This is a genomic window from Halomonas sp. KX33721 (assembly GCF_001596805.1).
Classification (GTDB): Bacteria; Pseudomonadota; Gammaproteobacteria; order Pseudomonadales; family Halomonadaceae; genus Vreelandella; species Vreelandella aquamarina.
Map to the genome: position 1 here is coordinate 84,561 of NZ_LVIA01000032.1, position 20,421 is coordinate 104,981.

Here is a 20,421-nt window from a genome sequence, read left to right on the forward strand (position 1 = left end):
GGTTAGCTATTATCCCGACGTCGCGGCTCGAATGCCACCTCTTCGATTTCCCACTCCTCTTTGGGCACTCGCCGCGTGTGATTCGCGCTCTTAGACGGGGTCGTCGTGCCACTGTTCAGCCCATCGTTATACGCGCCCTCCTCACCCGTTTCCTCTTGTTTTAGCGATGGGGGGTTATAGTCAATGTAGTAATCCAGGGGCTGAGAGCGCTGATCCTCATCAGGCGGCGACACCTCGTCCTCCACGCCCTCCTTCGGGCTTTCCTGCTCATCGGCATGGGATAAATCATCGAGCGCACTGGCTTCCTGTTTCGCCGTCGAAGGCGCTAGCGATACCTGATCTTGGCTATCCGGTTTATGCTGCTGGCGCTGTGCCGCTAATCCCGATGCCTGGCTGCGTGTAAACACGTCATCGTCGTCCGCTTCCCACTCTTTTGGTGCTTCGCTGTCACTAACCGTTGGCGGCTCCTCATTTGGCGCAGCCATGCCGGGCTTCATTACCGGCGCTTCATCAAACGCTGCGGTCTCCAGCTCTGGCTCAGCAGCCTGTGATTCAAAAGGGGCAGCATGGGCAGGCTCCGCGACATGCGGCTCCGTGCGCCCTGAGGCTGTCGCAGCAGACGCCGGCGGAGGCGTTACAGAACGTTCGGTTACCGGAGCATCTTCCCACTGACGCTCTCGGCGCTTGCGCGACCAGACTAACCCTGCCAACAACAGCACGAGGGCAGCACTGGCTAGCGGCCACCGATACTCAGCCAGCGGCGCTAACACACTCCCCTGATTGGCAGTAGGTTCAGGTGAAGCGCCCTGGCCTTGCTCACGCCCTGCGCCTACCGAAAGCCCCGTTGCGACGGCATTAGCCGCGCGGCTCTCCTGCTGAGAGGCATTCAGTGCCTCGGTTAACGCAGCAACCTCCTGGCGTAGCTCAGCCAGCTCTATACGCAGCTGGGCTCGCTCTTCAAGCACTTGTTGGAGCATGGCTTGGCTTTCGGCCAGCTGCTCTATGACGTCATCTAAAGTAAGGCCAGCCAGCGCATTTTCAGGATTTTGCGCCTGCTCAGCGTCAAGTGGCTCTGCCGCTGACTCCGCGACAGAAGCGCTATCACCGGTGGCCTGATCCGGCTCTTCCTGCGGGATTTCTGCCGCCGCTTCGGCAGGCGGCGATTGACTTGTCCGCCGCATTGCTTGTACCGCACGCGCTGCCTCACCGGGTGAGCGCGCCATCACCTGCTCCCGGCTCGGCACCGCCAACGTTTGGCCAGCGCGCAGGCTATTGATATTGCCAGAGGGAAAAACGCTCGGATTTGCATCCACCAGCGCCACTATCATCTGCTGTACGCTAGCATTATCGGGCTTAATCCGGTCGGCCACACTCCACAGCGTATCGCCACTTGCCACATAAGCGGTGTTATTCGCTGTGGAAGTGCTACCGCCGCTTGGCACGCCTGGGGCTGCAGAAGCGGCAGACTGGCGATTGGGTAGAGCAATTTTCTGCTGCTCACGCGATGGACTGCGTACATTCACCATATTGGGCGGGTCAAACAGCAGCATAATCGCTTCCGTACGCCGCCCTTCAGGCGTAGTGATGGTGACCAAGAGATCCAACCATGGCTCGCTCACCGCTTGCTCAGAACGCAGCACCAACTGTGGGCCACCGGGCATATGCTGTAATTCAGCGCGCACGCTGGCGACCAGCGGCGTCCACTCTAAGCCCAGCGCGTTAAAGGCAGCTTCATTTGCAATTTCCACGCGTACATCGTCTAGCGCCACACCGGCGGCATCGACCAGCGGCACGGTGGCATCTAGCGGCGATTGCAGCGGAGAATTCACGGTGGCTTGCCCAAGCCCAACCGCTAAAGCCAACGGGCTAACAGCGCTCAGTGGCAACCACAACCACCATGCCAGCTTCTTTTTCATGTAGGGCCCCTACTGCCTGCGATTCACTGCCACGATGCAACACCTTCATTCTGTTGCGACGAGATAAGTTAGTTCGTTCTCATCATAGCGTATTTATCATGGCGTTATGTTCAACGCATACATTTGCATGAAGTGACGGATTAGAAACATAAGTCACGGCAAAAAAATGGGAAGCTGCGAACAGCTTCCCATTTTTAGCTAGCGATTAAACGCCGGTGTTTCGCGACCGCTTACTGCTCACGCAGAATTTTCAGCATGCGCTTGAGCGGCTCAGCAGCACCCCACAGCAGCTGGTCACCCACGCTGAACGCTGAAAGGTATTCACCGCCCATTTTCAGCTTACGCAGGCGGCCTACCGGCACTTGCAGCGTGCCAGTGGCAGCCGCAGGCGTTAGGCCCGCAATGGTGGCGTCTTTGTCGTTGGGGATCAGCTTGACCCACTCGTTATGCTTGGCAATACGTTCTTCAATCTCATCCAGCGGCACATCTTGCTTCAGCTTGATGGTGAACGCCTGGCTGTGAGAGCGCATAGCACCAATACGTACGCAGAGGCCATCAATGGGAATCGGGTTGTTCTCAAGACCCAGAATCTTGTTGGTCTCGACGCTACCCTTCCACTCTTCACGGCTCTGGCCGCTATCCAACTTGGTGTCGATCCACGGCAAAAGGCTGCCTGCTAACGGCGCAGCGAAGTTGTCTGTGGGGAAATCACCGCTGCGCATGGCTGCCGTCACTTTGCGGTCGATGTCCAGAATCGCGCTTGCCGGGTCGGCCAGCTCGCTGGAAACGCTGTCGCGCAGCTGGCCCATCTGGTTCAGCAGTTCACGCATGTGCTTGGCACCGGAGCCAGACGCCGCTTGGTAGGTCATGGAGGTCATCCACTCGACCATATCGGCTTCAAACAGGCCGCCTAAGCCCATCAGCATCAAGCTAACGGTACAGTTGCCACCAACGAAGGTTTTGGCACCTTTCGCCAGCTGCGCATCGATGACCTTGCGGTTCACCGGGTCGAGGATGATGGTGGCTTCGTCTTCCATCCGCAGGGTGCTGGCGGCATCGATCCAGTAGCCTTGCCAACCGCCGCTGCGCAGGTCGCCGTAGACCTTCTGGGTGTAGTCACCGCCCTGACAGGTGATGATCACGTCCAGCGCTTTCAGGTCATCCAGTGCAAACGCATCTTTCAGCGGAGGCACGTCCACGCCGATGTCGGGGCCGGGCTGGCCAACTTGAGAAGTGGTGAAAAAGATCGGCTCAATGCCGTTAAAATCACCATCTTCCTGCATGCGCTGCATCAGCACCGAGCCAACCATGCCACGCCATCCCACGAAACCGACTTTCAACATGTGAAGTCCTCCAACTAAGAATGAGACCTATATTATACACACATATCAGACACGACGTCGGCCACCCCTGAGGGCGGCCGACGCGGTCTGTTTACAAAGCAACAAGGCGAATCAGTTAGTTAGCAAGCTCGCTTTATGCTTGATAATGCTCGAACGCCGCGAGTACGGCGTCCCCCATCTCAACCGTCGAGACGCGCTTCATGCCTTCAGAGGCGATATCGGCGGTACGCAAGCCATCGTCCAACACGCTACCCACGGCGGCTTCGATACGCTCGGCCATCGCCGTTTCATTGAGCGAGTAACGCAGCATCATCGCCACGGAGAGCATCATGGCCAGCGGGTTGGCGATGTTTTGGCCCGCGATATCCGGCGCGCTGCCATGGCAAGGTTCGTACATGCCCTGACCGCTCTCGTTGAGCGAGGCAGACGGCAGCATGCCAATGGAACCTGTCAGCATGGCAGCGGCATCGGAGAGAATGTCGCCAAACATGTTGCCGGTGACCACCACATCGAACTGCTTCGGCGCGCGCACCAGCTGCATGGCAGCGTTGTCCACGTACATGTGGGACAGCTCGACATCCGGGTACTCCGGCGCCAGCCGCTCCATGACCTCACGCCACAGAATCGTCACTTCCAGCACGTTGGCCTTGTCCACCGAGCAGAGCTTTTTGCCCCGCTTCTGGGCCATCTCAAAGGCGACGCGGCCAATGCGCTCGATTTCGCTTTCGGAGTAGACATAGGTGTTGAAACCAACACGCTCACCGTTACGCTCTTCGATACCGCGCGGCTGCCCGAAGTATATGCCTCCGGTCAGTTCCCGCACGATCATGATATCCAAGCCCGCCACCAACTCCGGCTTTAGGCTGGAAGCGCTGGCTAGCTGCGGGTAGAGCATGGCCGGGCGAAGGTTGCCGAACAGACCGAGATTCTTACGCAGCCCCAGCAGGCCTTTTTCAGGGCGCTTGGAAAGGTCTTCGAGTTTATCCCACTTGGGGCCACCCACCGCACCCAGCAGAATGGCGCTGGCGGCTTTGGCTTTTTCCAGTGTTTCAGCGGGCAGCGGCTCGCCGTGGACATCGTAAGCGGAACCGCCCACCAAGCCCTCTTCTACCTCGATATCCAAGCCCGCCTCTTGGCAGGCTTTCAATAACCGCGCCGCCTGAGCCGCGATTTCCGGGCCGATACCATCACCGGGCAGCAGTAACACTTTATGAGTCATGCTCAATCCTTAGCACTGATAATTTAGATATTCATAGCCCATGGCAACTCTCTGCGAGGGCGCTGTGAACCCCTCCCTGGGCGCTACTTTTGCCATCCATGGCAAAAGACCCTCGCATAGACTTGCCCTTGCCATTACTCGGTGAGTGGACGCTAAGCTGGCTGGCGGAACAGCCACGGGCGCTGCTGGCGATGCTTCTCTTCAAAGCTACGAATAGCGTCTTCGTCTTGCAGGGTGATGCCAATATCGTCCAAGCCATTCAGCAGGCAGTGCTTGCGGAATGCGTCCACCTCAAACTCCAGAATTTCGCCGCTGGGCGTGATCACCCGCTGGTGCTCAAGGTCGATATCTAACTGATAACCCTCGTTGGCCTCTACTTCAGCAAACAGGCGATCCACTTCCTCTTCCGCCAGGGTGATCAGCAGAATGCCGTTCTTGAAGGCGTTGTTGTAGAAAATATCGGCAAAGCTCGGGGCAATCACGACTTTAAAACCGAAATCTTCCAGCGCCCAAGGCGCGTGTTCGCGGGAACTACCGCAACCGAAGTTACGGCGCGCCAGCAGTACCTCAGCGCCCTGGTAACGCGGCTGGTTCAATACGAAATCCGGATTCAGCGGGCGCTTCGAGCAGTCTTGCCCCGGCTGGCCTTCATCCAGGTAGCGCAGCTCGTCAAACAGGTTGACGCCAAAGCCCGTGCGCTTGATGGACTTCAAAAACTGCTTGGGAATGATCAAGTCGGTGTCGACGTTAGCGCGATCTAACGGCGCAACCACGCCTTCAAAACGTTCGAACTTTTTCATGGCTTAGGCCTCCTGCGCGTGAGTGGCGTCGTTAGCGGGTAAGGTGCGTACATCAACAAAGTGGCCGGCAATCGCCGCCGCCGCCGCCATAGCAGGGCTCACCAAGTGAGTACGACCGCCATAACCCTGGCGACCCTCGAAGTTACGGTTAGAGGTAGACGCACAATGCTCGCCCGCGCCCAGCTTATCGGCGTTCATGGCCAAACACATGGAGCAGCCCGGCTCGCGCCATTCAAAGCCCGCCTCAATGAAGATTTTGTCCAGGCCTTCCGCTTCCGCTTGGCGCTTCACCAAGCCAGAACCCGGCACCACCATGGCCAGCTTGATGGAATCGGCCACTTTGTTGCCCTTGGCCACTTTTGCCGCTTCACGCAGGTCTTCAATACGCGAGTTAGTACAGGAGCCGATAAAGACTTTATCCAACTTGATATCGGTGATCTTCTGATTCGCCTGCAAGCCCATGTACTCCAACGCGCGGGCGTGGCTGCGCTGAACGGTTTCGTCATCGGCCGCTTGCGGGTCGGGTACTTGGCCTGAAATACCGGTGACCATTTCCGGGCTGGTGCCCCAGCTCACCTGCGGTTCGATCTCTTCGGCTTTCAGCGTCACCACTTTATCGAAGTGAGCGTCTGCATCCGACACCAGGTTGCGCCAATCGGCTACGGCGGCTTCCCACTGCTCGGCGGTGGGCGCAAAGGGGCGCTCAGCGAGGTAGTCGATGGTGGTATCGTCCACGGCGATCAGGCCCACGCGAGCACCCGCTTCAATCGCCATGTTGCACACCGTCATGCGGCCTTCCATGGAGAGCGACTCGATGGCGCTGCCAGCGAACTCGATGGCGTAGCCTGTGCCGCCTGCGGTGCCAATCTTGCCGATAATCGCCAGCACTACGTCTTTTGCGGTCACGCCCAGGCCCAGCTCGCCTTCGACGCGCACCTGCATGTTTTTCATCTTTTGCGCCAGCAGGCACTGAGTGGCTAATACATGCTCCACTTCTGACGTACCAATACCGTGAGCCAAGGCACCAAATGCGCCGTGGGTGGCGGTGTGGGAGTCGCCGCATACCACGGTCATACCGGGCAATGTAGCGCCCTGCTCGGGGCCAACCACGTGCACGATACCCTGGCGTGGGTCGTTGATTTTGAACTCTTCGATGCCGTACTCGACGCAGTTATCGTCCAGGGTTTGCACCTGAATAAGCGAGACCGGGTCTTTAATGCCGCTATTGCCCTCGGCGCGCTCTTTCACCGTGGTGGGCACGTTGTGGTCCGGCGTTGCCAGGTTGGCATCCAAACGCCAGGGCTTACGGTTGGCCAAACGCAGGCCTTCGAACGCCTGGGGCGAGGTCACTTCGTGGAGCAACTGGCGGTCGATGTAGATCAGCGCCGTACCATCATCGCGCTGTTTCACCAAGTGCTGGTTCCAGAGTTTGTCGTAAAGGGTTTGACCTGACATGTGGCTCTCCTGGGCAGTGCCCTGCTAGTTCGGTATGGCAGCCTCTGCGTGCTGCTTAAATTGCGATGAACAGGAGTGTTACGCGACTCGTGCATAAAAGCAATTCATGTTATTCATACTTTAGATTCCAAATAGGAATAAATGACCAGGAGCCGCCGTGGATACCCAAAGCCTGCAAGCCTTTCTCGCCGTGGCGGAAACCCAGAGCTTCTCCCGCGCTGCCGAGCAGCTCCATCTCACGCAGCCCGCCGTCAGCAAGCGCATCGCCACACTGGAAGACCTGCTGGGCACGCGGCTCTTCGACCGCATTGGACGGCGCATCGCACTCACCGAGGCGGGTAACGTGCTGCTACCCAAAGCTCAGCGCATTCTATTTACCGTGGAAGATAGCCGCCGCGCGCTGGCGAATCTCTCTGGCCAAGTGGGCGGCAAACTGACGCTCGCCACCAGCCACCATATTGGTTTGCACCGGCTGCCGCCGCTATTAAAGCAGTACACCCAGCGCCACCCAGAAGTCGCGTTAGACCTGCACTTTTTAGATTCCGAACTGGCCTACCAGGGCGTAATGGATGGCACGCTGGAAATGGCCATTGTGACGCTCGCCCCTCACCCCGTTGAACAACTGCAGGTAGTCGAGCTTTGGCGAGACCGGCTGTGTTTTGTCTGCGCCAAAGACCACCCGCTGGCCCAACGCAGCCGTGCTGATGACAAGCCCCTGAGCTTGGCGGAACTGTGTGAAGTGAACTGCATATTGCCGGGAGCCAAAACCTTTACCCGCACGCTGATTGGCCAGCGCTTTGAAGAAGCAGGTCTTAACCTGCCCGTGAGTATGTCCACCAACTACCTTGAAACGCTCAAAATGATGTGTGGCGTTGGTTTAGGATGGAGCCTGTTACCCGAAAAAATGCTCGACAGCGAGCTAGTAGCGCTACCCGTAGACACCGCGCCCATCCATCGTCCGTTGGGCTATCTAGTACATAACAACCGCACGCTCTCTAATGCTGCCCGCAAAATGATTGAGCAATTGGAAGCAAATCGCGAAACATAAAGCTACAAAAAAGCTTACCTTCAGGAACCGCTGATCAATTCGTCTCTAAGCGGCTGAAACGCTCATAATGGCACTTTCACTGCATCAGCGGTCGCTTTCTGACCAGCGAAGGTGGTCTGTTTCCCCTGCCAGCCGGATTAGCCGGCTGGCAGGGCAGATGACAGCTGTGGCGGGATGCGTGCAGCGCTTCCCTTAGCTTAGCCTCCCCACACCGAACACGGTAAGCTTGGCGGCACTCTCGTTGCTGAAGATGCTTTACCCATGACAACCCACTGGATTCTTGGCCCTGGGGCCATTGGCCGTTTATTGGCGCACTCGCTGGCCCCGTTTGTGGAGGTGGCGGTGATTGGCCGCCGTGAATTGCCTACGCGGCAGGTGCTCACCACGCCAGAAGGCGAAGCGCGTGATCAGTACTTAACCTCACTCGCCGCTAAACAGTTGGTGGCTAATGCCCCTAAGCCGCCTGCGTTTGTGCATATCACTACCAAAGCGATGGCTGCCGAGGCGGCGCTTTCGAGTATTGCCAGCCTGCTGCCCCCCTCTACCCCGCTGGTGCTGTGGCAGAACGGTTTTTATGCCCAGCCACGCATTACCCAAACGTGGCCTGGGCCGGTGCTGTGCGCTACCACTACTCAGGGGGCCTACTTAACCGGGGATGATGGCGTGGTACACGCAGGCCGTGGGCCAACGTTTATCGGGGATTTGGATAACCAGCACGCAGGACTAGCGGAATCTTTAGCGACGCTGTTGAGTGAGGCTGGCTTTACTGCTTCGGCGGTGGGCGATATTCGTAGCCGCTTATGGCAGAAGTTAGCGGTGAATGCGGCGATTAACCCGTTGGTAGCGCTTAATGGCGTGCGTAATGGTGAGCTTCGTGGTGATGCCTACTCGGGCCGCGTGGTTGCCGTGGTGAAGGAAGTGGCTGCGATTTTAGCGAAGGAAGAGGTTGCCCCGCCGAATGGTGGTGAAGGTGACGCCGTGTGGCTAGCGTTAGTGTGGCAGGTGGTGGAGTACACGGCGAATAATAAAGCCTCTATGTTGCAGGATGTGGAGGCGAGGCGGCTTACCGAACGCGGGGCGATTTTAGGGCCTTTGATTGAGAGCGCTGAGCGGCATGGGTTGGGGTGTGAGGTGTTAAAGGGGTTAGATCAGGAGTTGGCATTATTGGAGGCTGGGTTTTAGGTGGGCTTGGGTGGCTGAATCGTCGCGCGCTGAAGCGCCCTCCCACATGCGTTCCCAGCAGCACTTTCACAAGCACTTTCACAAGCACTAAATTCAAATGTTGTGATAACAGCCGGTAGCTTAATTAAGTATATAGATAACAGCCCAGGGCAGCGTTGCTGCCCCTCGCGGTTGCCTCACGTTGCTCGTTATCACGCACTACAAGATGTGTTTAGCTCGTGGGCGTGGTTGCTCGTTGGGTTAGCAATAGCCTTTTAAGTGACGGGAATCATCACTACTTTGCGGTAGGCGGGGCGTTCGGCGAGCTGCTCTACCCAGCGCTGTAGAAGCGGGCGGGGCTGCCAAGTAAGGCCGCTGTTTAAGAGATTGTAGGTGAACGGGGCGATGGCGATATCGGCAAGGCCGAATTCATCGCCAGAGAACCAGGGTTGCTGGCTTAACGCGACGTCTAGCTGGGCGAAGAGTTTTTCGCAGGTGGCGATGGCGGGGTCTAGCAGTGTGCTATCGCGCTGTTCCGGCGGGGTGCGTACATAGCCCATCAAAATGGTGCGGTGGGCGGGGGTCAGCAGGCTGCTAGACCAGTCCATCCACTTTTCCATTTGCGCCCTTTTGGCAGGGTTTGCAATCCATAAATGGTTGGGGCCGTACTGAGCCGCTAGGTAGCGGATGATGGTGTTGGACTCCCACAGCACGCTTTGGGTGGCGTCATCTTTAAGCAGCGGCACCAAACCGTTGGGGTTCATGGCGAGGTATTCCGGCGTGTCGTTTACGCCGTGTTGCAGGCCTGCCATGATCTGCTCGAACGGTAGTTCCAGTTCTTCCAGTGCCCAGAGCACTTTTTTGACGTTAGTTGAGTTGTTGCGGCCCCAAAGCGTAATCATGGCAATCCTTGTTGTTGGTTAGTTTTGTGGCGCGACCAGGGCGGCGTTGCCGCCCTTCGCGGGTGCCTCGCGCTGCTCGTTACCACGCGCTACGCCACCCCCTCACGATTTACCACTTACCACTCACTACTCACTCTTATCCTGATACAACTTGAGCAGGCTGGAGAAGTCGAGTTTGCCGTTGCCGCCTGCTTTGTGCAGGGTGAACAACGAACGGGCGGCGGAGCCCATGGGCACGGGGGATGCGCATTGCTGGCTCACGTCCATGGCGAGGCCTAAGTCTTTGATCATTAGATCCACCTGGAAGCCGCCCTGGTAGCCTTTCGAGGCGGGGGCGTTTTCCATCACCCCTGGGTAGGGGTTGTAGACGTTCAGCGCCCAGTTGCCGCCGGAGCTTTGCTTCATGATTTCCGAAAGCACGGCGGGGTCTAGGCCGTTTTTGACGCCCATGTTGATCGCTTCGCAGGTGCCCGCCATCAGAATCGAGAGCAGCATGTTATTGCACACTTTGGCGACCTGCCCCGCGCCGTGGTCGCCTGCGTGGAAGATGTTTTTACCCATGGCTTGCAGCACTGGCTGCGCCTGGGCGAACTGAGCCTCCGAGCCGCCGACGATAAAGGTCAGCGCGCCCGCCTGGGCACCGCCCACCCCACCGGAAACCGGTGCATCTACAAAGCCAATGCCCTTTTCAACGCCAGCAGCGGCTACTTGACGGGCGGTATCGGCATCAATGGTGGAGCAATCAATCACCAGCGCGCTGGGTTTAATTACTTCAAACAGCGGCGCGTCACCATCCACGTAAAGCCCGCGCACGTGCTTGCCTGCGGGCAGCATGGAAATAATGAAATCGGCGTCGGTAGCGGCCTCTGTGGCGGTGGCGGCAACGTCGCAGCCTTGGGATTTCGCGGTTTCCAGCGCTTGGGCGGAAAGGTCGAAAGCGCGCACGATAAAACCTGCTTTCGCCAGGTTGGCAGCCATCGGGCCGCCCATATTGCCTAAACCAATAAACGCAACGGTAGTCATCTTTTTGTCCTTATTAGCGTGTTGTAGAGAGTGCGGTGTGCGTTATTTAAGATCTGCCAGCGGGCTGGTGTCCCATGCGGGTGCCAGCAGCTCGTCTATAAAGGAAGGCTCGACCGAGGCCACGTCTGGGTAGGTCCAGCTTGGCTGGCCGTCTTTATCCACCAGCAGCGCGCGCACGCCTTCGGGGAACTCCCGGTGGCGGCAGCACTGCACAGAGAGCGAAAGCTCAAACTGAAACACTTCCGCCAGCGACATATGCTTGGCACGGGCGAGCTGCTCGTGAATCAATTTGACCGAAACGGGGCTGCCGTGGGCCAAGGTTTTTTGCGCTTTGCTGAACCACTTGTCGTCGGTCTCGACTGCCAACACAGCCTCAACCATCTGCTCGACGGTGTCGTGATCCATCAGCTCACGAATTAAAGATGACGACTTGTAAACTGGCGCTTCCATCTCCGCGAACACTTCTTGGGAGGCCTGTTCCAGCTCGCGCAGTACGTGATTCACCACGCCGTGGGCGTCGGTGTGTTCGCCTTCGCCCCAGCTGGCTGCTAGCAGCTTTTCGGCCAGCTCGTCGCGGTAGTGGCTGGCAATGGCGCGGTCGGCAAGGCCCAGGTGAACCGCATCCGGGGCGTTAATTTGCCCACCGGTCATGGCCAGAAACCGCCCGGCGCCGCCCGGTAGGCGGTTAAGGAACCAGCTCGCGCCTACATCCGGGTACAACCCAATGGTAACTTCTGGCATAGCCAACCGGGAGGTTTCCGTGACGATGCGGTGGCTGCTGCCGCTTAACAGGCCCATGCCGCCGCCCATCACGATGCCGTTGCCCCAGCAGATCACCGGTTTGGGGAAGGTGTGCAGCTGGTAATCCAGGCGGTACTCGTTCTCGAAGAAGCGCTCGGGGAAGTCCGCGGCACCTTCACCTTGAATGGCTTTGTAGAGGTTGACCACATCGCCACCGGCGCAGAAGGCTTTTTCGCCTGCGCTATCCAGCAGCACGGCTACGACCCGCTCGTCGCTTTGCCACTGGTTTAGGCGCGGCAGGATCTCTTCGATCATTTCCAGCGTGAGCGCATTTAAAGAGCGCTCGGCGTTCAGGGTAATCTCGCCAATCACGTGGCCATCTTGGGTGGTGTGCTCTTCAAACAGTACGCAACTCATGGTTTGTCCTTATATGCTCGGGGCTTGGTGATATGTGCCCTGACAGCTATAGCTCAGCGGCACCGTCGGCCAGTACGCGGCGGGAAATAATCAGCCGCATAATCTCGTTGGTACCTTCCAGAATACGGTGTACGCGGGTGTCGCGCACGTAGCGCTCCATCGGGTACTCCTTGATGTAGCCATTGCCGCCGTAGAGCTGCAGCGCTTCGTCGCACACCTTGAAGCCCACATCGGTAGCGAACCGCTTGGCCATCGCACAGTAGGTGGTGGCATCCGGGTGGCCCGCATCCAGCTTGGTGGCGGCCATGCGTACCAGTTGGCGGGCGGCCACCAGCTCGGTCACCATATCGGCTAGGCGAAACTGCAGCGCTTGGAACTCGGCCAGGCGCTTACCGAACTGCTTGCGCTCTAGCATGTACTCGCGGGCTTTATTGAGCGCCTGCTGAGCGGTGCCGATCGAACACGTCGCAATATTGATGCGCCCGCCGTCCAGGCCCTTCATGGCGATTTTGAAGCCGTCGCCCTCGTTGCCCAGCAGGTGGTTAGCGGGTACACGCACGTCTTCAAAGGTAATCATGCGGGTGGGCTGGCTGTTCCAGCCCATTTTGTCCTCTTTGCGGCCATAGCTGATGCCCTCGCTCTTGGCATCCACCGCGAAGGCGGAAACGCCGCTGGGGCCTTCGCCGCCGGTGCGCGCCATCACCACCAGGAAATCGGTGCTACCCGCGCCGGAAATAAACATCTTGCTGCCGTTCAGCACGTAGTGCTCGCCATCGCGCTTGGCGGTGGTTTTCAGCGAGGCCGCATCGGAGCCTGCGTTGGGTTCGGTTAAGCAGTAAGAGCCCAATAGCTCGCCGGTCGCCAGCTTTTCGCCCCACTGCGCCACGGCGTCCGGTGTGCCGAAGTCCGCCAGCATCCAGGTCACCATGTTGTGGATGGTGAGGTACGCGGTGGTGGAGGTGCAGCCCATCGAGAGCTGTTCAAAAATAATGCTGGCATCAAGCCGGGAAAGGCCCAGTCCGCCGACACTTTCCGGGGCGTAGAGCGAACAGAAGCCCAACTCCCCTGCTTTACGAATCACATCGACGGGGAAAAAAGATTCTGCGTCCCATTCGGCGGCGTGGGGTTCTAGCTCGTTCTGGGCGAACGCCCGGGCCATATCAGAAAAAGCGACCTGGTCTTCACTTAGCTCAAAATTCATGGCGTATCTCCACAGTGCGTGGATGCACCGCGCCTAGGCAGGCGGCAGGCAAGTCACGCATTAGCTGTTGTCATTATTAGCAATGTTGACGTTTACGTTAACTTATATTCTTACCCTACCTTGCGCAACCAAATCCCCCACGACCTTTGGCGTAGAAATGGGCTTACGGCCTTATTTCACAAGCAGAAAAAAGGGTGCCCGAAGGCACCCAATCCACGGACAGACGCGGTTAACGGGAATCCATCACTTAAAGTTTTTACGGTACATTTTGGCCAGCTCGCCGATGATGCCGCTACGGAAGCTCAGCACGCACACCACAAAGATGATGCCCAGAATCACGCTCACCCAGTTCCCCAACGGCGACTGCGCCAGCAGATGCTGCAGGCTAACCACTAGCCCCGCCCCCATCAGCGGGCCAAGCAGCGTGCCTACACCGCCCAGCAGTGTCATCAAAATCACCTCACCCGACATATGCCAGTGGGCATCGGTGAGCGAGGCCAGCTGGAACACCACGGTTTTAGTGGAACCTGCCAAACCTGCTAGCGCCGCCGAGAGAACGAAAGCCAACAGCTTGTAGGCATCGACGTTGTAGCCCAGCGACACGGCGCGGGGCTCGTTCTCGCGAATGGCTTTCAGCACTTGCCCAAAGGGTGAATGAACCGTGCGCTGAATCACCGCGAAGCCAAACACGAACACGGCGAAGACGAAGTAGTACATGCACTTGGTCACTTCGTCTGCACGCATGAGGTAGGACGCCTCTTGTTGTTCTTGTACGGTGGGAAGCGAAACTCGTTAGCCAGCAACGCATCCTTACCTGAACGTAAGGTGTAAGTGCAAACTAGCAACCCCACACAGGGTATTACAATTACAACTTTGGTCTACGCACCACTCTGATGCACCAAATTAAAGCTTAAAAGCCTTTATTTATCAGTTATTTTTTAAAATTCAACGGTAACTCACTCATTGCAATCTCAGCTTTACGTTAACGTAAACTTGTTTTAGCCTCATGGTCAGTGTTCCATAGGGACATCCCCCTATCGACGAGAATAACGATCATGAGCAAAACCTACTCGATCAGCGAACTGGCCAGCGAGTTTGATGTGACCACGCGTAGCATCCGCTTTTATGAAGATCAGGAGCTACTGCATCCCACCCGCCGGGGCCAGACACGTATTTACAGCAGTAAAGATCGCGTACGGCTAAAGCTGACACTGCGCGGCAAACGCCTGGGGTTTTCGCTGGCGGAAATCCGCGAGCTGTTTGAGCTGTGGGATGAGACCCGCAGCGGCAGCGAAAAGCAGCTACACCTGATGCTGAGCAAAATCAGCGAGCGTAAAGCCGCGCTGGAACAGCAGATGAAAGACATCACGATGGTGCAGTTGGAGCTTGAAAGCGCTGAGAGTCGCTGCCGCCAAGCCCTCGAAGAGCTTAACGAGAAACATCCGGCCACCGCGAAATAAACAACCTCAACGAATAACGACCCGATTAACAACGACAAGGTGATTGACCATGTTTTCCCACTATTCAGAACTAAATTTCGGTCTTGACGATGAACTGAACATGCTGCGTGAGCAGGTCAACGCCTTTGCCGCCAGTGAGATTGCCCCACGCGCCGCCGAGATCGACCACAACAATGAGTTTCCCAACGACCTGTGGAAGAAATTCGGCGATATGGGCCTGCTGGGCATTACCGTACCGGAAGAAGATGGCGGCAGCGGTATGGGCTACTTGGCCCACTGTATCGCCATGGAGGAGATCTCCCGGGCCAGTGCTTCCGTCGGGCTCTCCTACGGCGCGCACTCCAACCTGTGCGTTAACCAGCTCAAGATCAACGCCTCCGCCGAGCAAAAAGCCAAATACCTGCCCAAGCTAATGAGCGGCGACCACGTGGGCGCGCTGGCGATGTCAGAGCCCGGCGCTGGCTCCGATGTGGTCTCCATGCAGCTGCGCGCCAAAGAGGATGGCGACCACTACATTCTCAACGGCAACAAAATGTGGATCACCAACGGTCCCGATGCCGATGTGCTGGTGGTGTACGCCAAAACCGACCCGGATGCCGGCTCCAAAGGCATCACCGCCTTTATTATCGAAAAAGGCATGCCGGGCTTTTCCACCGCCCAGAAGCTCGACAAGCTGGGCATGCGTGGCTCTAACACCTGCGAGCTGGTCTTCCAGGATTGCCGCGTACCCGCCGAGAACGTGCTGGGCGAAGTAGGCAAAGGCGTTCGCGTATTGATGAGCGGCCTGGATTACGAGCGCACCGTTCTGGCCGCTGGCCCCATTGGCATCATGCAAGCCGCCATGGACATCGTCATTCCTTACATCCATGAGCGTAAGCAGTTCAATCAATCCATCGGTGAGTTCCAACTGGTGCAGGGCAAGGTGGCGGATATGTACACCACCCTAAACGCCTGCCGCGCTTATTTATACGCCGTCGCGGCCGCCTGCGACCGTGGCCAAACTTCTCGTAAAGATGCCGCTGGTGTCATCCTCTACTGCGCTGAAAAAGCCACCCAGGTCGCGCTGGATGCCATCCAGCTACTGGGCGGCAACGGTTATATCAACGAGTACCCCACCGGCCGCTTGCTGCGCGACGCGAAGCTTTACGAAATTGGCGCGGGCACCAGCGAGATTCGCCGGATGCTGATTGGCCGCGAACTTTTCACCGAAAGCCTTTAACAAAAATTAGCAGGGGCGCGCCATGAGCACACTCTCCACACAGATCAACCCGCGCAGCGATGTGTTTCAGGCCAACGAGGCCGCCATGCTGGGGGAAGTCAACAAACTCCGTGAACTCACTGCGGCCATTGCACAAGGAGGCGGTGAGAAAGCCCGCGCCCGCCATGAGAGCCGTGGCAAGCTGTACGTGCGTGACCGCATCGACCATTTGATTGATGAAGGCTCGCCGTTTCTGGAGTTTTCCGCGCTGGCGGCGCATCACGTTTACGACAGTGAGGTACCTGCCGCAGGCGTGATCACCGGGATTGGTCGGGTGTCTGGCGTTGAGTGCGTGATTGTGGCCAACGACGCCACGGTAAAAGGCGGCACCTATTTCCCACTTACGGTGAAAAAGCACCTGCGTGCCCAGGAAATTGCCCGCAAGCACCGCCTGCCGTGCATCTACTTGGTGGATTCTGGCGGTGCCTTCCTGCCCCGCCAGGACGAAGTCTTCCCCGACCGCGACCACTTCGGGCGTATTTTCTACAACCAGGCCACGATGTCCGCTGAAGGCATTCCACAGATCGCCGTGGTGATGGGCTCCTGTACCGCAGGGGGTGCATATGTGCCTGCCATGGCGGATGAGTCCATCATTGTCAAAGAGCAAGGCACGATCTTCCTGGGTGGCCCACCGCTGGTAAAAGCCGCCACGGGGGAGAGCATCAGCGCCGAGGACTTGGGCGGTGCGGACGTTCACGCCAAAGTGAGCGGTGTAGCCGACCACTACGCCGAAAATGACGCCCATGCGCTGCAGCTTGCCCGCGCCTGCGTATCGCGTCTGAACTGGCAAAAGCGCGGCCAGCTGGCCATGCAGCCGCCTAGGCCGCCCAAGCTCGACCCTTCAGAGCTTTATGGCATCGTCGGCACCGACCTGAAAAAGCCCTACGACGTGCGCGAAGTGATCGGCCGCATCGTCGATGGCTCCGACTTTGACGAGTTCAAACGCTACTACGGTGACACGCTGGTGACCGGCTTTGCCCATATTCACGGCTACCCGGTGGGGATCGTGGCGAATAACGGCGTGCTGTTTTCTGAGAGCGCAGTAAAAGGCGCGCACTTTATTGAGCTGTGCGCCCAGCGCAAAATCCCGCTGGTGTTCCTGCAGAACATCACCGGCTTTATGGTTGGCTCCAAGTACGAGCATGAAGGCATTGCCAAGCACGGCGCCAAACTCGTCACCGCCGTGGCCTGCGCCAACGTGCCGAAATACACCGTGCTGATTGGCGGCAGCTTCGGCGCGGGTAACTACGGTATGTGTGGGCGCGCTTACGACCCCAATCTGCTGTTCATGTGGCCCAACGCGCGTATTTCGGTGATGGGTGGCGAACAGGCGGCGGGCGTACTTTCCCAGGTAAAACGCGAGCAGTACGAGCGCGAAGGCCGAGAATGGAGCAAAGAGGACGAAGAAGCGTTCAAAAAGCCCACCCGCGACCAGTACGAGCATCAGGGCCACCCCTACTACGCCAGCGCCCGCCTGTGGGATGACGGCGTGATCGACCCGCTGCAAACCCGCGATGTGCTGGGGCTGTCACTGGCCGCCGCGATGAATGCCGAAGTCAAAGAGACGCGCTTCGGCGTGTTCCGGATGTAAGGGGCGAACATCATGGCTTACTCAACATTAGTCATCGAGGCGGGTATCGCTCGCCTAACCTTAAACCGCCCAGAGGTGCATAACGCCTTTGACGATAGCCTGATTGCCGAGCTAAACGCGCACCTGGAAAAGCTCCACGGCTTGGTAAGTGCAGGCGACGTACGGGTGGTGGTGCTCGGCTCTGAAGGCAAAAGCTTCTCGGCGGGCGCGGACCTGAACTGGATGAAGCGCATGGTCGATTACGACCTGGAAGATAATCTGGCTGATTCCCGTAAACTTGCGGCGCTGATGCACGGCCTGGATACCCTGCCCTGCCCGACCATCTGCCGCGTACAGGGGGCGGCGTTTGGTGGCGCGGTGGGCTTAGCCGCCTGCTGCGATATCGTCGTGGCGTCCGAAAAAGCCAAGTTTTGCCTGTCGGAAGTCAATATTGGCCTGTCGCCTGCGGTGATTAGTCCTTACGTTCAGCGCGCCCTTGGTCAGCGCCAAATGCGCCGCTACGCGCTGACCGCCGAAGTGATGGATGCGCCCACCGCGCTCAGCCTGGGTTTGGCCCATCAGGTAGTGGAGCACGATGCCTTGGATAACGCGGTGGACAGCATGATCGCCACGCTGGTTAAAGGCTCTCCCCAGGCACAGCGGGCTACCAAGGCACTATTAGCCACCGTGGCCCAAGCTCCAGATGCCGATGCTACTCGTGAGCACACCTGCCAAGTGATTGCCAAGCTGCGGGTGAGCCAAGAGGGCCAAGAGGGCCTCGCCAGCTTTTTGGACAAGCGTCGCCCCGCCTGGACATCTCCTGAAGAACACAATAACGCTGCGGAGCCACGCTCATGACGTTTACCCCGACCAAATTCGATACGCTCCTGGTGGCCAACCGCGGCGAAATCGCCTGCCGCGTGATGCGCACCGCCCTCCGCATGGGGTTAAAAACCGTGGCGGTTTATTCCGATGCCGACGCCACCTCCCGCCACGTGCGTGAAGCCGATGAAGCCGTGCGCCTCGGCCCTGCCGCCGCCCGGGAAAGCTACTTAAACGTTGACGCGGTGATTGAGGCCGCCCAACGCACCGGCACCGGCGCGATTCACCCCGGCTATGGCTTCCTGTCTGAAAACGGCACCTTTGTTAAAGCGCTAGAGCAAGCGGGCATTACTTTTGTTGGCCCGCCCGCTTCCGCCATTGCCGCCATGGGCGACAAGTCTGCCGCCAAAGCGCGTATGGCGAATGCGGGCGTGCCGCTGGTGCCCGGCTACCACGGCGACGATCAAGGCGATGCCCTGCTGCGTTCCGAGGCCGATAAGATCGGCTACCCCGTCATGCTAAAAGCCAGCGCCGGTGGCGGCGGTAAAGGCATGCGCGTGGTAGAGAGCGGCGACGGTTTCAAAGCCGCGCTGGACGGCTGCCGCCGGGAGTCTAAAGCCGCGTTTGGCGATGACCGCATGCTGATCGAGAAGTATCTGGTACAGCCCCGCCATGTGGAAGTACAGGTGTTCTGCGACCGCTACGGCAACGGCGTGTACCTGTTCGAGCGGGACTGCAGCGTGCAGCGCCGCCATCAGAAAGTCATCGAAGAAGCCCCCGCCCCCGGCATGACGACTGAACTGCGCGCCGCCATGGGTGATGCCGCCGTTCGCGCCGCCCAGGAGATTGGCTACGTGGGTGCGGGCACGGTGGAGTTTCTGCTGGACTCTTCACCAGGTCAGGACGGCGCTTTCTATTTCATGGAGATGAACACCCGCCTGCAGGTCGAGCATCCCGTTACCGAGATGATTACCGGCCAAGACCTGGTGGAGTGGCAACTAAGAGTCGCTATGGGCGAGCCGCTGCCCTGCCGCCAGGACGAGCTGACCATTACCGGCCACAGTTTCGAAGCACGCATTTACGCCGAAGACCCGGAGCAGGACTTCTTGCCCGCCACTGGCCTGCTCACCCGCTTCGCGCTGGACTTGGAAGGCGCAGGGCTAGGCGCTGATCAAGTGCGATTGGATAGCGGCGTGGAGAGCGGCGATACGGTGTCGATGCACTACGACCCGATGCTCGCCAAGCTGATTGTGCATGGCGTTGACCGCGACGCTGCGCTAGCCACCCTCAACCGGGCGCTGGCAGCGCTGGATGTGCAGGGCGTGGTCACCAACCGCGCCTTCTTGCAGCGCTTAGCCAATCACCCTGGCTTTAAGAACGTCGAGCTGGATACCCGCTTTATCGAGCGCAACGAAGCGACCCTGTTTGCTCCGCGTCAGTTTTCTACAGAAGACTATGCCAGCGCCGCGCTGATTGGTTTGCATCAATTAGCCCAGGAGTGCGAAAGCGACTCCCCTTGGGGCCGCCACGATGGTTTCCGACTGAACGCGCCGCACACCATTCGCATTGCGCTGTGTGACCCGGCAAGCGCTCAAGCCGCGGATAATGACAGCGCAGTGGTCGTGGTAGAGGGCAAGCGCGCCACCTTGGATACCCAGTGGCAGGTCACCATTGGCAACAGCACACTGACTGCCAGTCTACAGCCGCTGGAAGGCGATGCCGTGGCCGTCACGCTCAACGGTCACCGCCGCCGCTTACAGGCGTATAAAGCTGGTCATGTAGTGGTGATGGCCGAACCCAGCGGTGAAATCCGCCTGTTCTGGCGGCGCATCGACGCCATCGACCACGGCCACCACGAAGCGGAATCCACCCTCACCGCGCCCATGCACGGCACGGTGGTCGCGCTGCTGGTGGAACCCGGTGTATCGGTGGAGAAAGGCATGCCGCTGATGGTGATGGAAGCCATGAAGATGGAGCACACCATGACCGCCCCCGCCGATGGCAGCGTAGAGACCTTCCACTTCCAGGCAGGCGATACGGTAAGCCAGGGCGCTGTGCTGCTCGACTTTGCCCCCAGCGAATAGG

16 protein-coding genes and 1 pseudogene are annotated in these 20,421 nt (G+C 58.6%); 7 read left to right on the top strand and 10 right to left on the bottom strand.

Annotated elements, in window-relative coordinates:
* Nucleotides 1-2 precede the first annotated feature (2 nt).
* From A3220_RS12415 to leuC, 5 genes are all read right to left on the bottom strand, one after another.
* Nucleotides 3-1,916, bottom strand: a complete 1,914-nt coding sequence (locus A3220_RS12415) for a FimV/HubP family polar landmark protein (protein ID WP_062375078.1) — start codon at nucleotides 1,914-1,916, stop codon at nucleotides 3-5.
* 230 nt (nucleotides 1,917-2,146) lie between these two features.
* Nucleotides 2,147-3,259: an aspartate-semialdehyde dehydrogenase gene (gene asd, locus A3220_RS12420; protein WP_062375079.1), complete on the bottom strand. Its 1,113-nt coding sequence runs from the start codon at nucleotides 3,257-3,259 to the stop codon at nucleotides 2,147-2,149.
* Between the two features lie 133 nt (nucleotides 3,260-3,392).
* Nucleotides 3,393-4,478, bottom strand: coding sequence for a 3-isopropylmalate dehydrogenase (leuB, locus tag A3220_RS12425; RefSeq protein WP_058578074.1), 1,086 nt, complete (start codon nucleotides 4,476-4,478; stop codon nucleotides 3,393-3,395).
* A gap of 152 nt (nucleotides 4,479-4,630) precedes the next feature.
* Complete coding sequence (gene leuD, locus A3220_RS12430; protein WP_062375081.1) at nucleotides 4,631-5,278, bottom strand: 3-isopropylmalate dehydratase small subunit; 648 nt, start codon at nucleotides 5,276-5,278, stop codon at nucleotides 4,631-4,633.
* A gap of 3 nt (nucleotides 5,279-5,281) precedes the next feature.
* Complete coding sequence (leuC, locus tag A3220_RS12435) at nucleotides 5,282-6,733, bottom strand: 3-isopropylmalate dehydratase large subunit (protein WP_044628340.1); 1,452 nt, start codon at nucleotides 6,731-6,733, stop codon at nucleotides 5,282-5,284.
* 157 nt (nucleotides 6,734-6,890) lie between these two features.
* Between leuC and A3220_RS12440 the strand changes: the two genes are divergently transcribed.
* On the top strand, nucleotides 6,891-7,781 hold the full coding sequence (locus tag A3220_RS12440) for a LysR family transcriptional regulator (protein WP_062375083.1): 891 nt from the start codon (nucleotides 6,891-6,893) through the stop codon (nucleotides 7,779-7,781).
* A 261-nt stretch (nucleotides 7,782-8,042) separates the two neighbouring features.
* Nucleotides 8,043-8,963 carry a 2-dehydropantoate 2-reductase gene (locus A3220_RS12445; protein ID WP_062375085.1) on the top strand — a complete coding sequence of 307 codons (921 nt, stop codon included), beginning with the start codon at nucleotides 8,043-8,045 and terminating at the stop codon, nucleotides 8,961-8,963.
* Between the two features lie 254 nt (nucleotides 8,964-9,217).
* On the opposite strand, the gene A3220_RS12450 is transcribed toward A3220_RS12445, so the two are convergent.
* The 5 genes and pseudogenes from A3220_RS12450 to A3220_RS12470 form a co-directional block, all read right to left on the bottom strand.
* Entirely contained in the window at nucleotides 9,218-9,844 is a 627-nt protein-coding gene (locus tag A3220_RS12450) for a glutathione S-transferase family protein (RefSeq protein ID WP_062375087.1), read from the bottom strand.
* A gap of 126 nt (nucleotides 9,845-9,970) precedes the next feature.
* Complete coding sequence (gene mmsB, locus A3220_RS12455) at nucleotides 9,971-10,867, bottom strand: 3-hydroxyisobutyrate dehydrogenase (protein ID WP_062375088.1); 897 nt, start codon at nucleotides 10,865-10,867, stop codon at nucleotides 9,971-9,973.
* Between the two features lie 42 nt (nucleotides 10,868-10,909).
* Complete coding sequence (locus A3220_RS12460) at nucleotides 10,910-12,025, bottom strand: enoyl-CoA hydratase/isomerase family protein (protein WP_062375090.1); 1,116 nt, start codon at nucleotides 12,023-12,025, stop codon at nucleotides 10,910-10,912.
* A 46-nt stretch (nucleotides 12,026-12,071) separates the two neighbouring features.
* Nucleotides 12,072-13,226, bottom strand: a complete 1,155-nt coding sequence (locus A3220_RS12465) for an acyl-CoA dehydrogenase family protein (RefSeq protein WP_062375092.1) — start codon at nucleotides 13,224-13,226, stop codon at nucleotides 12,072-12,074.
* A gap of 243 nt (nucleotides 13,227-13,469) precedes the next feature.
* Nucleotides 13,470-13,943: pseudogene (locus A3220_RS12470) on the bottom strand (branched-chain amino acid ABC transporter permease); the annotation flags it as partial.
* A gap of 338 nt (nucleotides 13,944-14,281) precedes the next feature.
* Here A3220_RS12470 and A3220_RS12475 point away from each other — a divergent pair.
* The 5 genes from A3220_RS12475 to A3220_RS12495 are packed head-to-tail and all read left to right on the top strand — an operon-like array spanning nucleotide 14,282 to nucleotide 20,420.
* Nucleotides 14,282-14,686 carry a MerR family DNA-binding transcriptional regulator gene (locus A3220_RS12475; RefSeq protein ID WP_062375094.1) on the top strand — a complete coding sequence of 135 codons (405 nt, stop codon included), beginning with the start codon at nucleotides 14,282-14,284 and terminating at the stop codon, nucleotides 14,684-14,686.
* 49 nt (nucleotides 14,687-14,735) lie between these two features.
* A complete protein-coding gene (locus tag A3220_RS12480; protein ID WP_054640826.1) occupies nucleotides 14,736-15,905 on the top strand; it encodes an isovaleryl-CoA dehydrogenase in 1,170 nt (389 codons plus the stop codon).
* A gap of 22 nt (nucleotides 15,906-15,927) precedes the next feature.
* A complete protein-coding gene (locus A3220_RS12485; RefSeq protein WP_062375096.1) occupies nucleotides 15,928-17,535 on the top strand; it encodes a carboxyl transferase domain-containing protein in 1,608 nt (535 codons plus the stop codon).
* A gap of 12 nt (nucleotides 17,536-17,547) precedes the next feature.
* Nucleotides 17,548-18,372: an enoyl-CoA hydratase/isomerase family protein gene (locus tag A3220_RS12490; RefSeq protein WP_062375097.1), complete on the top strand. Its 825-nt coding sequence runs from the start codon at nucleotides 17,548-17,550 to the stop codon at nucleotides 18,370-18,372.
* Nucleotides 18,369-20,420 (top strand): acetyl/propionyl/methylcrotonyl-CoA carboxylase subunit alpha, encoded by a 2,052-nt coding sequence (locus tag A3220_RS12495; protein ID WP_062375099.1) that lies wholly within the window; start codon nucleotides 18,369-18,371, stop codon nucleotides 20,418-20,420. The genes A3220_RS12490 and A3220_RS12495 overlap by 4 nt, the downstream gene beginning before the upstream one ends.
* The last annotated feature ends 1 nt before the right edge of the window (nucleotide 20,421 follow it).